A 1,087-nucleotide genomic window follows, 5' to 3' on the forward strand; every position below is an offset into this window, starting at 1 on the left:
ACAGACTAAATGGGGAAAAGTTCAATTTAATTTCATATATTTTTTAATATTTAATGATAAAAAAAGTAACGCAATGATTTTTAATATAAATTATTTTTAAATTTTTATAAAAATCATCAATCTTATCCATTTAATTTAATCAAATTACTAAATGATAATATTGCAAATTTCCCAATTTATCTGTTATAAGCTGTATTTTTATACTGAAACACATAGTTACCTGAAAGTTTTTAACAAATTTTTAAATCTTCAAATTATGATTGAATTGCTATCTTTAAATTAACAGCGATAGTTATACATCTAATTCTAGTTATGTAGTTGTTAAAATCACGGAGGTAGCAAAAAATATGAGGGATAAAGGGTTGGAAGTAGCAATTAAACAAGTTGGAGTTGTATTGGTGATTATGTAAAAATAAACAGATTAATCGATTTTAAATGAAAGTGGAACAAAAAAGAAGATAAGAGCATAATCGTGAAATGGTGAGCTCTAACTCGCCATCATCACTTGTATAACGGTTTTTGTGCTATAACCGTTACATGTGTTGCTTCTTCGTTTTTCTGGTGTTTTTCATGACCTAGATGCGTGGTTATTTTTTCATTTAATGCGGTATCAATCACTAGTTTGTTCATAAAACTAGTTAATTTACCTAAATCTTCCTACGCTTTTATGTTTTTAGCTAGCTCGGCTGCCATTTGTCTTACTTTTTATTCATCCATTTTATATTTAACTTATTTTTACTCATTAGAGTGGTTCGAAAATAGGTAAATTCACAAATTCGTTTACAGGGTCAATTCAGAAAGATGTTTATAATTAATTAATTTTAAATGATATTTTATTTTTTATTTGTTTAGATATTTATTTTTGTAAATTGTAGTTTCAGTTATATAGAAATGTGATAATGTACGCTAGTTTATTTCATTATTTACAGTATCTAAAATGGTAACAGATAAACCGCAAAAAATTCATTCTATACATGTATTACGTGGTGTTGCAATTATAATGATTGTTTTTAGTCACTGTTTGGGTGTGTTTAAAAATACTCATTTAATTGCTAATAGTTATTTATTTTCTTTTTTAAATTTATTT

General features: G+C 25.3%; 1 protein-coding gene. It reads right to left on the reverse strand.

The annotated features are described in order from the left end of the window. Window positions 1-501: 501 nt before the first annotated feature. Window positions 502-630: a hypothetical protein gene (locus A9G44_RS13830; protein WP_257006595.1), complete on the reverse strand. Its 129-nt coding sequence runs from the start codon at window positions 628-630 to the stop codon at window positions 502-504. Window positions 631-1,087: the final 457 nt, after the last annotated feature.

Origin of the sequence: Gilliamella sp. Occ4-3 (assembly GCF_001690675.1) — a bacterium.
Taxonomy (GTDB): domain Bacteria; phylum Pseudomonadota; class Gammaproteobacteria; order Enterobacterales; family Orbaceae; genus Gilliamella; species Gilliamella bombi.

What these genes read in the sequence shown, in the direction of transcription:
- A9G44_RS13830 (WP_257006595.1), bottom strand. Translation starts at nt 630, where the DNA reads ATGAACAAACTAGTGATTGATACCGCATTAAATGAAAAAATAACCACG.